General features: G+C 55.8%; 12 protein-coding genes. 3 read left to right on the top strand and 9 right to left on the bottom strand.

Going from position 1 to position 14,401, the window contains the following annotated elements:
* The 6 genes from rpoS to Q7T06_RS05035 form a co-directional block, all read right to left on the bottom strand.
* On the bottom strand, positions 1–999 hold a 999-nt coding region (gene rpoS, locus Q7T06_RS05060), incomplete at its 3' end, for an RNA polymerase sigma factor RpoS (protein WP_304781257.1).
* Positions 999–1,904, bottom strand: a complete 906-nt coding sequence (locus tag Q7T06_RS05055) for a peptidoglycan DD-metalloendopeptidase family protein (RefSeq protein ID WP_304781254.1) — start codon at positions 1,902–1,904, stop codon at positions 999–1,001. The genes rpoS and Q7T06_RS05055, both read right to left, overlap by 1 nt.
* Before the next feature lie 52 nt (positions 1,905–1,956).
* Positions 1,957–2,838 carry a protein-L-isoaspartate(D-aspartate) O-methyltransferase gene (locus tag Q7T06_RS05050; protein WP_304781249.1) on the bottom strand — a complete coding sequence of 294 codons (882 nt, stop codon included), beginning with the start codon at positions 2,836–2,838 and terminating at the stop codon, positions 1,957–1,959.
* Entirely contained in the window at positions 2,828–3,571 is a 744-nt protein-coding gene (surE, locus tag Q7T06_RS05045; protein ID WP_304781246.1) for a 5'/3'-nucleotidase SurE, read from the bottom strand. The genes Q7T06_RS05050 and surE overlap by 11 nt, the downstream gene beginning before the upstream one ends.
* Positions 3,572–3,663: 92 nt before the next feature.
* A complete protein-coding gene (locus Q7T06_RS05040) occupies positions 3,664–5,670 on the bottom strand; it encodes an ATP-dependent DNA helicase (protein WP_304781241.1) in 2,007 nt (668 codons plus the stop codon).
* A gap of 92 nt (positions 5,671–5,762) precedes the next feature.
* Positions 5,763–5,969 (bottom strand): YdcH family protein, encoded by a 207-nt coding sequence (locus Q7T06_RS05035; RefSeq protein WP_304781238.1) that lies wholly within the window; start codon positions 5,967–5,969, stop codon positions 5,763–5,765.
* Positions 5,970–6,254: 285 nt separating this feature from the next.
* Here Q7T06_RS05035 and Q7T06_RS05030 point away from each other — a divergent pair, with 285 nt between their 5' ends.
* Both Q7T06_RS05030 and Q7T06_RS05025 read left to right on the top strand, forming a co-directional pair.
* On the top strand, positions 6,255–7,058 hold the full coding sequence (locus Q7T06_RS05030) for a PP2C family serine/threonine-protein phosphatase (RefSeq protein ID WP_304781235.1): 804 nt from the start codon (positions 6,255–6,257) through the stop codon (positions 7,056–7,058).
* Between the two features lie 214 nt (positions 7,059–7,272).
* Positions 7,273–10,077: an EAL domain-containing protein gene (locus tag Q7T06_RS05025; RefSeq protein ID WP_304781232.1), complete on the top strand. Its 2,805-nt coding sequence runs from the start codon at positions 7,273–7,275 to the stop codon at positions 10,075–10,077.
* Between the two features lie 466 nt (positions 10,078–10,543).
* Here the strand turns inward: Q7T06_RS05025 and Q7T06_RS05020 are convergent, their stop codons facing one another.
* The 3 genes from Q7T06_RS05020 to Q7T06_RS05010 form a co-directional block, all read right to left on the bottom strand.
* Positions 10,544–12,094 carry a 2-isopropylmalate synthase gene (locus Q7T06_RS05020; RefSeq protein ID WP_304781229.1) on the bottom strand — a complete coding sequence of 517 codons (1,551 nt, stop codon included), beginning with the start codon at positions 12,092–12,094 and terminating at the stop codon, positions 10,544–10,546.
* Positions 12,095–12,183: 89 nt separating this feature from the next.
* Positions 12,184–13,065: a CDP-diacylglycerol--serine O-phosphatidyltransferase gene (gene pssA / locus Q7T06_RS05015; RefSeq protein WP_304781226.1), complete on the bottom strand. Its 882-nt coding sequence runs from the start codon at positions 13,063–13,065 to the stop codon at positions 12,184–12,186.
* 259 nt (positions 13,066–13,324) lie between these two features.
* Entirely contained in the window at positions 13,325–14,068 is a 744-nt protein-coding gene (locus Q7T06_RS05010) for an SIMPL domain-containing protein (RefSeq protein ID WP_304781223.1), read from the bottom strand.
* Between the two features lie 116 nt (positions 14,069–14,184).
* Here Q7T06_RS05010 and Q7T06_RS05005 point away from each other — a divergent pair.
* Positions 14,185–14,401: hypothetical protein (locus tag Q7T06_RS05005; protein WP_304781220.1), on the top strand; the 217-nt coding region annotated here is incomplete at its 3' end.

The following is a 14,401-nucleotide window of genomic DNA, read 5'->3' as shown; positions in this document are numbered from 1 at the left end:
CGAGCGTTTCAGCTTGACCAGGGCTTCCTGCTGAATGTGCCGCACCCGCTCACGCGTGACATGCATTTCTGTCGCCAGCTCTTCCAGCGTGGAAGGATCGTCATTATCGAGACCGAATCGACGCGTGATGACCAGGCGCTGTTTTTCCGGCAGCTTTTCCAGCCAGTCGTGCACCAGCACCGTCATTTCGTGATGCTCGGCCAGCGTATCGGGGTCATGCGCATGATCGCCCTGCAACAGATCCATCAAGCTCGCCTGCGGATCGCCATCGAGCGGCGCATCCAGCGAAGTTGCATGCTCGGACAAGGCCAGAATATCCTGCACATCTTCGACACTGCGATCGACCAGATGCGCGATGTCTTCCGCCGTTGCATCCTTACCGTCGTGATGTTGCGCTTCCAGATGAAACTTGGCACGCAGCGTCTGGTTCAGTTCGCGCACGACATGTACAGGCAGGCGCACGGTGCGCGCCTGATTCATGATGGCGCGCTCTATGCTCTGGCGTATCCACCAGGTGGCATAAGTCGAGAAACGAAAGCCGCGCTCCGGCTCGAACTTGTCGATCGCGCGCATCAAGCCCAGATTGCCTTCTTCTATCAAATCCAGCAAGACCACGCCGCGGTTGATGTAATGCTTGGCTATCGACACCACCAGGCGCAGATTATGTTCGATCATGGTCTGGCGCGCGGCAAAATCGCCCTGCTTGGCGAGCGTCGCAAAGTGCACTTCCTGCGGCACTGTCAGCAACGCACGCGCGCCTATCTGGTTCAGGTAATGCTGGGTCGCATCGGTGGAAAGTTCGGTCGCCAGGACTCTTTTCAGCTCATCAATACCAGCGACTTCAACCGGGGTTGCTCCCGCATCCAGTTCAGCAACCTCGTCATCCTCGTCGACGTCATCTTCTTTTTCTTCATCAACGACAGGTCGCAACGATAGCTCGGGGGACGCAGCCTCCGCGTTTTCTTCATCGTCTGCCTGGGCGTCCCGGTTACGAGTCATTAGCGGCTGGGCAAAAACTTGGAAGGATCGACCGGCTTGCCTTGCTGGCGAATTTCGAAATGCAGCTTAACTGCATCGGCATCCGAATCGCCCATATCGGCTATTTTCTGGCCCTTGCTGACGTTCTGGCCTTCTTTCACGTGGATCGCCTTGTTGTGTGCGTAAGCAGACAGCAAGGTACTCGTATGCTTGACGATGACCAGATTGCCGTAGCCACGTATGCCGCTGCCTGCATACATGACCTTGCCGGAACCCGCCGCCAGCACCTGCTGGCCGGATTTGCCGGCGATATCGATGCCTTTTTTGCCGTCATCGAAGGTGGCAATGAGCTTGCCTTCGGCCGGCCACATCCAGGAAACGGTTTCATCATCGGCCGCCGCAGCCGCAGAGGGCTCAACTGCCTTGTCGGTCGACGCCACTGCCTTGGGCGGCGCGCTGGCCGTACCCGCTGCACCGTCCGGCTTTTGCAATTCAGCCAGAGTGGCATCGGAGTACGGACGTTTTTCGCCGCGCGGACTGGTCTTGTTGCCGGCCGCCGGCGCAGCAAGGGTACGCACTTCGACGCCGGACGAGGTCGCCACTGCTCCGGTTTGCGCGCCAGCGCTGCGAGCTGGCGCAGCCTCAGGCGCTACGCGCAACACTTGATTGACCTTGATATCGTTCGGATTGGTGAGATTGTTCCAGGCCACGATATCGCGATAACTTTGTCCGAAATCCAGCGCGATGCGATACAGCGTATCGCCTTTTTTGACGGTATAAAAATTGCGGTCATCTACCGCATTTTTTGTGGATGTGTCCTTGCCACCGACCCCACGCTCACTGATAGGCGCAGAATGATGCGTGGTACCGCAGGCGGCGAGCGAGCCGACCAGCAATGCCAACAAGGTGAGTCGAATTTTTTTCATTCTCATTACGTTCAATTACTTCCAGCGATATTTGCGGCTAAGTTTGTTAAGGCTAAGTTACCGTACCTGGGCGGAGCGGGACAAAATGGCAATCCTCCAGCGTCGAACTTTTCCATTCATATTTGCTGACGCGCTCTATCAATTGCAGAACCTGATGACGGTCGCCAACCGGGGCCACCAGCCGTCCGCCTATCGTCAATTGCTCCAGCAAGGCTTGCGGGACTTCCAGTCCGGCGGCTGCCAAAATAATGCCATCAAACGGAGCTGCCTGCGGCAAGCCAAGCATACCATCTCCGTAATGCAAGCGGATATTTGCCACCCGCATCGGCCGCAAGTTGGACTTCGCCAGCTCATGCAGCCCTTTGATGCGCTCTATCGAATACACTTCCTTGGCCACCAGCGACAGGACGGCCGCCTGATAACCGCAGCCGGTACCGATTTCCAGCACACGATTGAGTACGCCGGCACTGTTATTGTTCCGCATCACCTCTATCATTCTCGCCACAATATACGGCTGCGAGATCGTCTGATGATAACCAATTGGCAATGATGCATCGATATAAGCCTGGCTAGCGAGTGCCGGCTCCATGAACAAGTGCCGCGGCACCGCTTCCATCGCCGCCAGCACCTTGCTGTCCGTTACACCCTGTTTGGCCACGCGCGCCGTCATGGCTTTGCGTATCGCATCCGACACCAGCGGAGACGCCGACCGTATGGCGGCAACTGGCGCTACCGTCTTGCGCGCCGGCTCGGGGGGGCGCAAGCCTGCCAGCGGCCGTTTGCCATGCTGGGATGCATTGAGCGTCGCGGTTTGCGGCGTGGCAGTCTTGCCTGAAGAGCCGCCACGGTTGATCTCGCTTCTTGCGCCATTGCGTGGCGCCTTTTCCGCAATGGATGAAAGCGAAAGCGGAAAGCGCTTGACCTTATCTGTCATGCAATACCTGCTTCAGGGTCTGCAGCTGCACATTATGTGTCAGGTCAATTTGCAAGGGTGTGATCGATACATGTCCCAATGCGGTGGCATGAAAATCCGTGCCCTCGCCCGCGTCCTTTTGTGCCCCACAGGGACCTATCCAGTAGATATCGCGTCCGTGCGGATCCTGCGCCTTGATCACTGCTTCGGACTGGTGGCGCTTGCCCAGGCGGGTGGCGACGGCTGGCTTGATTTGCTCATAAGGCAAATTCGGAATATTCACGTTGAGCAGAAAATTCCGCGACAGCGCATCAAACTGGCGCTCGACGATATCGCGCGCAACGCGTGCGGCAGCAGCGACTTCCGACCATCCCTTGTCAACCTGGGAAAAGGCAATCGCCGGAATGCCGAACAGATGCCCCTCGGTGGCAGCTGCCACCGTGCCGGAATACAGCGTGTCGTCGCCCATGTTTTGCCCCTGGTTGATACCGGAAACGATCAAGTCGGGCTTGCACTCCATGATGCCGGTCAGGGCAATATGCACGCAGTCGGATGGCGTACCGTTGATGAAATAGAATCCATTGGAGGCCTGGTAGACCGAAAGCGGCCGGTCCAGCGTCAGGGAATTGGAACTGCCGGAACGATTGCTGTCTGGTGCGACCACCACGATATCGGCGATAGGCGCCAGGGCATCGGCCAGCGCAATCAAGCCGGGTGCCAGATAGCCGTCATCGTTACTGATTAGAATTTTCATGGATGAATTTTACCTGAAGCGTTACGGCTTTTCGAACTGGCTTGCATGCGGCGCACGATAGTCAGGCGTACGCGCCACGACCTGCACCACCCTCACTCCACCTCAGCCGTCCCCGCTGCGGTGGATGCAAAAAACGTGCGCACCTCATCGAGTTCGCGGGTTCTCTTGAATGAGGGCAGGCTTTGCCAGATCCGCTTGCCGTAAGGCTTGGAAATCAGGCGCGGATCGCAGATCATCAACACCCCGCGATCAGTCTCATCGCGTATCAGGCGTCCGGCGCCCTGCTTCAGGTTGATGATGGCTGCCGGTAATTGATGGTGCATGAAACCGTTCATGCCCTTGCGTTCCAGCGCTTCGATGCGCGCCGCCAGTACCGGATCGTCCGGCGGCGAGAACGGCAATTTATCGATAATCACTAGCGATAAAGCATCGCCGCGCACGTCCACGCCTTCCCAGAAACTCTGGCTGCCGATCAGCACCGCATTGCCGGCCGCGCGAAAGCGATCCAGCAATTCAGTACGCCCCGCTTCGCCCTGCACCATCAAGGGGAACGGCAATTTGCGGCGTTCGAACTCTTCGCGCAGGCGCTCGGCGGCCCGGTTGACCGCACGTATCGTCGTGCACAGCAAAAACGCGCCGCCGCCTGCCGCTTCTATAACCGGCAACGCGGCGTCGATCACCGCATCGGTGTATTCGGGCGAATTCGGCTGCGGCAAGCCGGTCGGCACATACAGCAAACCCTGGCTGTCATAGTCGAACGGGCTCGGCCACGAATGCGCAGGCTCGTTCCACAAACCCATTTGCGCACTGTAATGATTGAAATCGTTTTTTACCGCCAGCGTCGCGGAAGTGAATATCCAGGTGCGCGGCACGCCTTCGCGCTGCTTGTTGAAGATAGGCGCAATCGACAATGGCGTCTGGTGCAGTTGCAGCGAAGATGAAAATGCCTCTACCCACAGCACGCTTTCCTGGCCGATGATCACATCGCCCTTGGGCTTGTTCCATGCATCGAGTCGCGTCGCGATTTCTATCGCGCGCGTACGGCACTGCTCTATCGTCTCGGCGCGTTCAGCCTGCTTTTGCAAGACTGCAATCATGCCGTCGAGTTGTTCCTTCAGGGTTTCCAGCGCCGGAAAGAATACGCTGGAAGGAGCGATCTGGTTGACCGCCAGCCGCACGATGTCTTGCGGGAAAGCCAAGCGCAGATCGCGCGCCGCGCGCTCCACCGGCGTCACCACGCCGGCCCAGTCGGCACCGTCGCGCGCATGCGACAAGCCTTCTGCCAGCACGTCGCGACACAGTTCCAGCACGTGCGAAGTTGAAATCGTATCGCCAAAAAACAGCGTCGCCGTCTCCGGCAATTGATGCGCTTCATCGAAGATGATCGTGTTGGCCGAGGGCAGCAGTTCCGCCACGCCGGTATCCTTCAGCGCCACGTCAGCGAAGAACAGGTGATGATTGACGACCACGACATCAGCCTGCTGCGCTTCCTTGCGCGCCTTCATCACAAAGCAATCCTGGTAATACTGGCACTCGGCACCCATGCAGGTGTCGCGCGTCGATGTCACCAGATTCCACACCAGCGCGGTTTCCGGGACTTTCGACAGTTCGGCCTTGTCACCGGAACTGGTGGTTTTCATGAAACGGGAAATTTCGCGCAAATAGCCGACGTCATCACGCGAGGTCAGGCGGCCGTTCTGCAGTGTGCGTTCCAGATGGAAATGGCAGACGTAATTGGCGCGCCCCTTGAGCAAGGCGACCGAAACCGGCGCCTTCAAGGCCTTGCGTACAGTCGGGATATCACGCAGGAACAGCTGGTCCTGCAAGTTCTTGGTGCCGGTCGAGATGATGACCTTGCCGCCCCACAGCAGGGAAGGCACCAGATAGGCAAACGTTTTGCCGGTGCCGGTGCCAGCTTCTGCAATCAGGGTATTTTGATTGACGATCGCATTGGCAATTGCCTTGGCCATCTCGGTTTGCGATTGCCGCGGACGAAAACCGCCGACCGCGTGACCCAGCGGACTATCAACACCAAACAGCTGATCGATTTCGGCGTCGTGGGTGGCAACTACAGGCAATGCGGAAGATTCAGCGGTCAAAATAAAGTCTGGGGGTATGCATTAAAAGGGGATATCTGCGCCGGCCTCGGCCGATGCGCAGCGCGGCCGGCAAAATACGGAAGCTGATTTTGTTATGCCGGAATATCCGGAACCAGCTGCATTTTGAGCAAGGTAATATTGTCTTTGAGCTGCAATTTACGCTTTTTCAAACGACGCAATTGTAACTCTTCATGCCGTCCGTCACGGATCAGCGTTTCGATCACGGCATCCAGATCGCGATGCTCGACTTCGAGCTCAACGATGCGATGGTGTATGTCCTGTGGAGAACTCTTGGTCATATGGTCATTCTTGGCTATGGATGCATTTTTCACAACTACGTCAGAGCCCGCTCCCGCATAGCACCGTAGCAAAATATCTACAAAAACTGATGATTCAGCATGGAAAGGAAGCACTATGCATCGTATCGCTTCAAATTTCCCGAATTTATGTCATAAATGCAATATTCAATTCAATTGTAAAAAACTCTTACAATTTTAAAAGCCCGCATTTGACTGTGTGCAGACGCGTGCATGCAATAATCAAACGCAACAAATCCACCCGCATAGTTTAATCCACGCAGACGTATGAGCCAATACAAGATAGAAGCAGGGACCGGCCAGCATATAGGCGATCGCTCAGAACAACAGGATAGAACCGCATTATTTGCTGCTCCTAAAGCACCAGGTTATATGCTGGCAGTCATCGCTGACGGCATGGGCGGCTTGTCCGGCGGCGCGCTGGCAGCGGAACAGGTCATCAGTACTGCGCAACAGGTTTTTGAACGGTTTTCTCCGCTTACCGATGATCCGGAAGCCATACTGCACACAATAGCGCGCGAAGCCGATACCGTCATCAAGCTGTCTGCCATTTCATCCGACAAGAAGCCGCACAGTACCGTCGTGCTATTGATGATCACGCCGCAGAATACGGCGCTCTGGACGCATGTAGGCGATTCACGCCTGTACTATTTCGAGGGACCCAACTGCGTCAAGCGCACCATAGATCATTCCTATCTTGAGCAATTGAAGGCTGAAAACAAGCTGGATGAAAAAAGCGCGAAAGATCCCCTGCTAGCCAACCTGCTGGTCAATGTACTCGGCAGCAGCAATGATTTTACGCTGAGCATCAACCGCCGCGAAGGCTTGCGGGCGGGTGATTCCTTCCTGCTTTGCACCGATGGCCTGTGGCAGTATTTCAGCGATGCAGAACTGGGAGCGGCCATTGCGATGAATTCAACCCGCAAGGCATGCGAAATGCTGATCACCAAGGCACGCCAGCGGGCCGCCGGCAGCAAGGCAGACAATTGCACGCTAGCCATAGTCAAGCTCGTCAAGCCGGCCAAGGAAGTCAAGGATTACACCGTCAAGAAAATGCGCCGTGCAGTGTGAGCGTCAGAAACAAAGTGCTGCACTTGTATTCAATATAACCAATTAATTTTTTTGCGGAAACTCTTTCCCATCGACCCGGTCTGAACAGGCAGTGGAAGCATGTATGGTCCTTCAGATGTTCAAACACCCGACCAAAAGAAGGCCTGCACGGCAGCCAGGATAGAGGCCTTCTTCACACGCGTACCGTACGGCGATCATTTAAAGAGTCCATGCATTGAAAAACCCGCTTAGTTCCCCCTTCAATTTCGACAGCCTGCGTATCCGCTTGCTGGTGCTGGTATTGCTGGCCATCGTGCCGCCTGTCATCCTGACCGTCTATGGCGCATGGAAGGAAAGGCAGCAAGCGATACACATTGCTGAAGACAACCTGCAGCAACTGACGCAACTGGCCGCCACCAGCGAGGCGCGCTCGATTGAAGGCGCGCGACAGCTCTTGAGCGTACTGTCTACCCTGCCGGAACTGCGCGGCGACAGCAAAACCTGCAGTCAGCTGCTGGCCAGCATCCTTAAAAAAAATGCGGGTTACGTCAACTTTGGCTTGATTCAATTGAATGGCAACGTCAGCTGCAGCGCACAGCCGGTCGCGGAAAAAATCAATCTGGCTAATCGCCCCCATTTCAAACGCACCGTGCAGGAACGTACATTTGCGGCCGGCGACTATGTATTCGGCAGCGCCATACGTAAACACGCGATCAATCTGACCTACCCTGTGTTCGACAATAACGGGGAGGTACAAGCTGTCATTTTTGCTGCACTGGATTTGAGTTACCTCGATCGCTTTATCAGCGACATCGCGCTGCCTGCAGGAGCGGTGCTGATTACTGCAGACAGCAACGGCACCATCATCGCCAGACGGCCGGACACTGAAAAATGGGTAGGAACGCGCGCCGCGCCATCGCTGTTTGATGTGATGATCAAGGTCGGCTTCGGCACCTCCGAAGTAACCGATGCCGATGGCATGACGCGCCTGCATGCATTTGCACCGGTTGGCACCAGTGATATCTCCAACTTCAAGGTCAGCATCGGCATTCCGATCAAGGACATCGTCGCACCGGCCAACCATTTGCAAATGATGGAGCTGACAACGCTGGCAATCATCGCCTTGCTGGCATTGCTGGCCGCCTGGTTTGTCGGCGATGTCATCATCCTGCGCCGCGTCAAGGCACTGCTGAGAACCGCCAATCAAATCGCCGCCGGCAATCTGCAGGCGCGCACCGGGGTCAAATACGGCAAGGAAGAAATCAGCCAGCTGGCCCTGGCATTCGACAGCATGGTGATCTCGCTGCAGCAGCATGAAGCCGAGCGCGAACTGTCGAAGGCAGTGTTATTCACGGAAAAAGAACGTGCGCAGGTAACGCTGGAATCGATTGCCGATGCAGTCATCACGACCGACAAGCTGGGCAATATCGAGTACATGAATCCAGTCGCCGAAAAACTGACCGGCTGGACCACGGCAGAAGCCGCCGGCCTGCCATCGACCCGGGTTTTCAAAATCATCAACAGCGCTACGCGCGAACCGGTGTTGAATCCGGTCGAGATGGTGCTGGAGAAGCAGCACAATGTCGCGCTGATCAAGGATACCGTGCTGCTCAGCCGCGACGGCATCGAGTACGCAGTGGAAGACTCGGCGGCGCCGATACGCAATCGCGAAGGCAGCATCACTGGCGTCGTCCTGGTTTTCCATGATGTCAGCGATGCGCGCCAACTCGCCATACAACTGTCGCATCAAGCGGCACACGACCCCTTGACGGGTCTGTTCAATCGCCGCGAATTCGAACGGCGACTGGAGCTGGCGATCGATATGCTGGCGCGCCAACCCAGACAGCATGCACTGCTCTATCTCGATCTGGATCAATTCAAGATCGTCAACGATACTTGCGGTCATAGTGCCGGCGACGAATTGCTGCGTCAGATTACCGCGCTGTTGCAACCGCTGGTACGCGACAGCGATACGCTGGCACGCCTGGGCGGCGATGAGTTTGGTGCATTCCTGGAAAACTGTTCACCCGAGTCTGCAATGCGCATTGCGGAGAAACTGCGTCAAACGATATGCGATTTTCATTTTGTCTGGCAGGACAAGATATTCGCCATCGGCGTCAGCATAGGCCTGGTCAACTTCAACAGCAATGCACTGTCCTTGCCGGACCTGCTCAGCGCTGCAGATACTGCCTGCTATATCGCAAAAGATACCGGTCGCAATCGCGTGCATATATATCGTGCGGAAGATCAGCAGCTTGCCGCGCGAGTGGGCGACATCAAATGGAACGAGCGCATACAACAGGCATTCGAGCACGACCAGTTCCGTCTGTTCTCGCGAAAAATCATCCCGCTTGGCACTGACAAGGCAGCGCATCAATTTGATGAGTTGTGCCTGTACATGGGTGATGAATCCGGCAAACTGATCCCCACCTCAGCCTTCATCCCGGCGGCAGAGCGCTATCATTTCATGCCTACCATCGATCGCTGGACGATACGCACGGCCTTTGCGCAACATGCTGCCGGGCTGAAAAAATCCAGCGGAACAGAGACAGCGGTTCTTTTAATCAGGATTTCAGGAAATTCACTCGATGACGAGCATTTCATCGCGTTTATACGTGAGCAATTCCTGCACTTTTCCCTGCCTTACCAGGCGATTTGTTTTGCGATTGCAGAGACCACGGCGATCACCAATCTGACACAGTCGCTGCATTTCATCGCTGCGCTCAAACCGCTGGGCTGCAGCTTCGCACTGGATGATTTTGGCAGCGGCATGTCGTCGTTTGCCTACCTCCAGCATCTGGATGTCGATTTCGTGAAAATTGACGGCGGCTATGTAAAAGATATGGCGAGCGACCCGGTGGCGTGCGCCAAGGTAGTAGCCATCCAGCACATCAGCAGCGTGATGGGAATTGAAACGATTGCACAGCATGTCGACGCAGAAGTAGCCTTGAACAAACTGCAAGAAATCGGCATCGGCTATGCCGTCGGCACGGCGATCAGCAGCGAAATGCCATTTTATCCGGCGCCTGAACGGGCCTGAAAAACTATAGAACTGCGATGCGGCGCCAGTATTTATGGCGCGCAATCAAATGCATGCGAGGGGTATGGCGCTGTAGCGTAACGCCATGACTGATGCAGCGCGACATATGCGAAGAGATCGTCAGCTTGATCCCGAGGCATGTCGGGCACGACTGCGGCAGGCAGAATCGGCACTGCAGTGACTATGGCAGTCGTGGCGATCAGCGTAAACACAATAATCGCGCAGCTCACCAGCACAAGGCGTATAAAGCCCGATTTATTTTCACTATCCATCCCCATCCCCTGCCACCCACGATTCCTGTCGTTTGCTCATCAATTGTAGTGAGGCGTGGAAATCGTATCGTCAGGATGGGACCGGGTTCTGTACGCTTGCGCACTTATCGCTGCATGTTTTCAGATTGCCGAGGGCAAAAAAATGCCTTGCTATGAAGCAAGGCATTGCATGATGCAAAATGCAGCCGCGGCAACTACAGTTGCGGACTCAATTTCTCCACCTTGGAATGCAGTTTGTTCAGGGCAGCGATATACGCTTTTGCAGATGCAACAACGATATCCAGATCGGCACCGACACCGTTGACTATGCGTCCCGCCTTCGACAGGCGCATCGTCACTTCACCTTGCGATTCGGTGCCGGTCGTGATGGCATTGACCGAAAACAGCAGCAATTCTGCACCGCTCTCCACCTTCGATTCAATCGCATTGACGATTGCATCAACCGGGCCATTGCCCTCGCCCTGGCAGCTTACTTCCTTGCCGTCTATCGAGAATACGACAGTGGCTGCCGGCTTGATGCCGGTTGCGGAATGCTGCGACAGCGAGATGAAATTGTAGTATTCCTTTTCATGCGATTGCTGCTCGTCTGTAACCAGAGCCATGATGTCTTCATCGAAAATTTCCGACTTGCGATCGGCCAGTTCCTTGAAGCGCACAAAAGCCGCATCCATCTCGGCGCCCGAATCCAGCGTGATGCCGAGCTCTTCCAGGCGCTGCTTGAACGCATTGCGTCCGGATAATTTTCCCAGCACTATCCTGTTCGTGGTCCAGCCCACATCTTCGGCGCGCATGATTTCATAGGTGTCGCGTGCCTTCAACACGCCATCCTGATGGATCCCTGAGGCGTGCGCAAATGCATTCGCACCGACCACCGCCTTGTTCGGTTGCACCGCAAAACCGGTGATTTGCGAAACCAGTTTCGACGTCGGCACGATCTGCGATGCATCCACGCCGATTTGAAGATCAAAGTAATCCTTGCGGGTACGCACTGCCATGACGATTTCTTCCAGCGCAGTGTTGCCGGCGCGCTCGCCCAGGCCATTGATCGTGCATTCGACCTGACGTGCGCCGCCTATCATCACGCCAGCCAGCGAATTGGCCACCGCCATGCCGAGATCGTTATGGCAATGCACTGACCACACGGCCTTGTCTGCATTCGGGATGCGTTCGCGCAGTGCCTTCAGCATGTTGCCGTACAACTCGGGCACTGCGTAACCTACCGTGTCGGCAAAATTGATGGTGGTCGCGCCTTCCTTGATGACGCCTTCAATCACGCGGCACAGGAAATCCATATCGGAACGGCTGCCATCTTCCGGGCTGAATTCAATATCGTCGGTGAACTTGCGGGCATAGCGCACCGCCAGTTTGGCTTGCTCGAAGACCTGATCCGGCGTCATGCGCAACTTCTTTTCCATATGCAGGGGCGACGTTGCGATAAAGGTATGAATGCGCTTGCGCTCTGCAGGAGCCAGAGCTTCTGCAGCACGCGCGATGTCCTTGTCATTTGCACGCGACAGCGAGCATATGGTGGCATCCTTGATGATGCCGGAAATTGCATGTATCGATTCGAAATCACCTTGCGAGGCAGCCGCAAAACCGGCTTCGATGATGTCCACCTTCAAACGCTCAAGCTGTCTGGCGATACGGATTTTTTCATCTTTCGTCATCGATGCGCCAGGCGACTGTTCGCCGTCACGCAGGGTCGTATCGAAAATGATGAGTTTGTTGGATGCATTGACAGACATGTTTGATTCCTTGGAAGTGCTAAGTGTAAATCGTGTTAATTCTGTGTTTCAGGCTCGCCTATCATTGCCCGCGTTTATCGCTGCAGCAATCAATGCTCGTCAGGCGACTCGATTTCAGTCTGCACTATGCTCACCGGCTTGCCTTTGGCCATACGCCAGAAATAGATTGCGTAGCCCGACAAGCCATACAGCACAAACAGACCGAACAACACTTTAGGCGGATCGCCGGCGATCGCGACAAATGCCAGCACGATCAGGAAGACGGCGATGAAAGGCACCGACTTGCGATAGTTGATGTCCTTGAAGCTGTAAAAAGGAACATTGGTCACCATCGTCAGACCGGCGTACAGGGTGATCGCCCATGCAGCCCAGCTCAACTCCGGACCGGCAAAACCAAGATCCTGCATCAGCCAGATGAAACCGGCGACCAGGGCAGCCGCAGCGGGGCTGGGCAAACCCTGGAAGTAACGTTTATCCACCACGGCGATATTGGTATTGAAGCGCGCCAGCCGCAATGCACCGCCGGCGCAATATACAAACGCAGCCAGCCAGCCGAGCTTGCCCAATCCCTGCAGTGCCCAGATATAGGCAACCAGCGCTGGCGCCGCACCAAACGACACCATGTCGGCCAGGCTGTCATACTGCGCGCCGAATTCACTTTGCGTATTGGTCAGGCGCGCCACACGACCGTCTATTGCATCCAGCAACATCGCGGCAAAGATCGCAATCGCTGCATGGTCGAACTTTTGCCCCATGGCCATCACGATGGCATAAAAGCCGCAAAACAATCCTGCCGTGGTAAATGCATTCGGCAACAAATAAATCCCGCGCCTGCGGCCCTTCGGAGCCGGCGCCATCATCTCATCCTCATGCTGCTGCGCTTGCGTTGCGCGCGCGAGCTTGCCTGGAAGGCGCGCCCGGGAAAAGGAAGGGGTGGTGTTTTTCGCTTTTCGGCGATTGAAACTAGACATGCGTATCCCGTTTTTAAATACCGGTTTTTTGATGGAAAATCAGGAGGTCATAGTGTAGCAGACCGGCCATGCCAGCGGCAGCCGGCAAGCAAAAGCGCAGCACAAATGCAGGATAGGTGGAATGTGTGCCTAGGCTCCATATGGGCAACCCGGCGTGCCGCAGGCAGGCGGATTTCCCTGGCCAGGCGGACGCTGGCACAGCCGGGAACAGTAAGTTGCAGCCGTATTGAAGCTTGCCTGCTTCAATACGGCATCAGACTCAGCGGAATCTGACTTTGCCCACCGCGCGCATGCTCAAGGTCGTTTCACCCGGCTCAAAACTGGGCTCTTCAACCGGTGCGGCATCGGCCGACATCGCGGCACGCATCATTTTTGGCGATGCCGCTTCTTGCGCATAATTTCCCGAGCCCTCAAAGTCTATCGTGTCGAGCACGGCATCGGCCGGATTGCGTCCCATTGCATGCGCAATCGATGCGATGCGTTCTGTCAGGTTCCTGTATGTGTCCGCTATGCGTAGCGCATCCAGCTTTTTGGCTGTTGCATCGGCCAAACCGAATTGCAGAGCACTCAGCGCCAGTACGCTTTGCGCTGCGGCGACTGTTTTCGGCAAGCCGGCAAGGTTGGATGTCTTCACTTCCAGATATTGCCCTACTCGCCAGCTGCTCGGCTGACGCGCCTTGTTCGCTGGACGCTGCTGCTCTTCCGGGTAAACGGGATAAGTGTAGTAGCCACGCGTAGTCAAAATGGCTTGTGCATCTGCCTTTCTGACGATGTCCATCCCCTGCTTCATTTTTTGATTTACGCGCGATGCCGCGACGGCTTTATCCTTGTCCTGCTCTTCGACCATCAAGGTCAGCACGGCTTGATCGTTGGCTTGCCTGACTTCGCCAAAGGCAGGGACGATGACCAGGGTGCCGCTGCTTGGGATCTGCGCTTGCGCAAATGCGGAGGCACTGACAACAAGACAAGTCAGGGTTATGAAGGCGGATTTTATGCGTGACATCGTGGTTCTCCAGAAAAAAGGGGGCATGCGCAGATTATCGTCATGACTAGTGACTTTGTTGTGACTTGCTTGTGAGCCGATTAGTTCTTGCTTTCCGGTAATGTGTGCCGCATTTCATGCAAGTAAATGTAAACGAAAAAAGCCGCACTTTCGTGCGGCTTTTCGACCGAGCGCGGCATGCGCTTGCAAGCGCATGCCGTATGATGCCCGGCGTCAGTTCAACAAACCTTAGTTCTTGGTTTGATCGACCAGCTTGTTCTTGGCAATCCAAGGCACGGGAGGGCGAAAAAAAAGCTACGCCTGCGCGTAGCTTTTCGACCGAGCGCGACATGT

The sequence above is a fragment of the Herminiimonas sp. genome, assembly GCF_030645555.1.
GTDB lineage: Bacteria > Pseudomonadota > Gammaproteobacteria > Burkholderiales > Burkholderiaceae_D > Oxalicibacterium.
This window is presented reverse-complemented; position numbering and strand designations above follow the sequence as displayed.